Genomic DNA, 1,815 nt, shown 5'->3' with positions numbered 1-1,815 from the left:
ATGGGATATCCAGAGCAACAGGAATTCTCGGTTCGATTCGTACTATTATGATAGGAAATACTTACGGTATTGCTTGGAGCTCTTTTTTTAACCGATTTAGGGGTAAGCCCGATCCCAGAAACAGTTTATTATATGAGTTAAGCATGATTTTAGGGACATTTTTAGTACCAATTTCTTTTTTTCATGCTTTAATCTCTGATTTGTTTAGAAAACCAATTATTAGTTTTTAGATATTTATAATACAAATTATTAAATATTATTTGAATATTTCATAATTTTTTCTACATAACCATCTGCATCAAATTTGCGCTTTAAACCATTGGCATTCATGTACCTGACTTTTCCAAATATCTCTCTTTCCTTCCAGGCTCTATCATGTTTTCCAAAGCACCATGCAACTCCTGTAAATCCATTAGGATCTCTGCCATCAATCTCATATTTATTATTCAGATAAAGTGCTATTTTATAGGCTTCTTCTGGATTTTGAACCCATTCAAGTATTTTTTTACCCCAGTACATCCTCATATACCCGTGCATTTTACCTGTAATCCAATTGTCTTGAGCACTTTAATATCCATCCGGCGAATTTCCGGTTCGCGGCTCTCAAACACTTCCTGTTTGGAGTATAGAAAATTATTTTTTCGAAGGCTTGAAAAATCTTGATTTTTCGACGGTTCTTTGATCTTTTCATTAGAATTTGAACTTTCAGTGCATTTATCGCCTATATTATGCGGACAGCATGCACAGATGGCATCACAGCATGTAGTTATCTGTATCTTATGATTAGGAAATGATTTGAGATTTTGAATTACTTTAAGCATGTTTTCTGTGAATTCTTCACTGTATCCGTATCCCTGAAATCCCTGTATGCATAAGAGATGATGTGCTCGAATTTTCATAACAATAAAATAAAAAAAGAAGTTTTATAAGGTTATTTTTGCTAATTGGCGTCTACTTCATCTCCAAATTTGTTTTTTGGAGTAATTGCTTTGGTTAATGCTGCTGCCCCTCCAATTTTCATTAAGTCACCAATTATAAATGGGAAAAGCCCCATTACAAGCAAAATCCAGAGTGAAGGCATTGTACCTTTAACAAAGTATAACCACGCACCTAAACCAATTAATCCAGGAATATAGATCAATGCAAAGTTTGCAAAGAGCATTAAAAAGAGCATTGGAGTAAAACTTCTTGCTCTGATATATTTATCTGTTAAATGGCCAAGGAACATTGCAGCTAAGATGAAACCTATGAAATAGCCGCATGTAGGTCCTAAAAATGTTTCATATCCACCAGTCATACCTGCAAACCATGGAACACCAGCTAAACCTAAAATAATATACATTACCATGCTTAAAGATCCCCAGTATCTACCAAGAACCACACCAGCCATTAGAACTGCGAATGTTTGTCCTGTAACTGGAACGGGAGTCCATGGGAGAGGTATAACAATCTGAGCCAAAATACCGGTTACGCATGCCATAAATAAAGCTAAAGTAACCTTATTAGCTAATGATGATTCTCTGTTCCATTTAAAAAATGAGAACCTCTTTTTATAATAATTATCAGCTATTGATATTTGCATATTTTTTTCCTCCTGCCCATATAAATTATTATAAGGATTTTTTTTTATCCTTTTTTATTATTGAAATTTTAATTGTTGTACAAAAAAGTACATTAAACAGCGATAAATCAATTTTGGGAGTTTTCTTAATCTCCTTTATTGATTAGATTCAGATATTATAAATACTTTCGTTATATTGATTTTTAATTAGATCTTATTAATCCAGTAATGGTTCTGTAAATTTTCCAATTATC

The 1,815-nt window shown here is 32.9% G+C and carries 4 protein-coding genes; 1 reads left to right on the top strand and 3 read right to left on the bottom strand.

Going from position 1 to position 1,815, the window contains the following annotated elements:
• The coding region (locus QMD61_11580; GenBank protein ID MDI6725274.1) for a carboxymuconolactone decarboxylase family protein at nucleotides 1–230 on the top strand (230 nt) is incomplete at its 5' end.
• 19 nt (nucleotides 231–249) lie between these two features.
• Here the strand turns inward: QMD61_11580 and QMD61_11575 are convergent.
• From QMD61_11575 to QMD61_11565, 3 genes are read right to left on the bottom strand one after another with little or no spacing between them, the layout of a single operon-like run.
• Complete coding sequence (locus QMD61_11575) at nucleotides 250–519, bottom strand: hypothetical protein (GenBank protein MDI6725273.1); 270 nt, start codon at nucleotides 517–519, stop codon at nucleotides 250–252.
• 2 nt (nucleotides 520–521) lie between these two features.
• Complete coding sequence (locus QMD61_11570; protein ID MDI6725272.1) at nucleotides 522–899, bottom strand: DUF1284 domain-containing protein; 378 nt, start codon at nucleotides 897–899, stop codon at nucleotides 522–524.
• 41 nt (nucleotides 900–940) lie between these two features.
• Nucleotides 941–1,582: a biotin transporter BioY gene (locus QMD61_11565; GenBank protein MDI6725271.1), complete on the bottom strand. Its 642-nt coding sequence runs from the start codon at nucleotides 1,580–1,582 to the stop codon at nucleotides 941–943.
• Nucleotides 1,583–1,815 lie beyond the last annotated feature (233 nt).

The organism is Methanobacterium sp. (assembly GCA_030017655.1).
Classification (GTDB): domain Archaea; phylum Methanobacteriota; class Methanobacteria; order Methanobacteriales; family Methanobacteriaceae; genus Methanobacterium_D.
Note: the sequence above shows the minus strand (reverse complement) of the source record. Positions and strands in the feature narration are given on the sequence as shown.

What these genes read in the sequence shown, in the direction of transcription:
- QMD61_11575 (MDI6725273.1), bottom strand. Translation starts at nt 519, where the DNA reads ATGTACTGGGGTAAAAAAATACTTGAATGGGTTCAAAATCCAGAAGAA.
- QMD61_11570 (MDI6725272.1), bottom strand. Translation starts at nt 899, where the DNA reads ATGAAAATTCGAGCACATCATCTCTTATGCATACAGGGATTTCAGGGA.
- QMD61_11565 (MDI6725271.1), bottom strand. Translation starts at nt 1,582, where the DNA reads ATGCAAATATCAATAGCTGATAATTATTATAAAAAGAGGTTCTCATTT.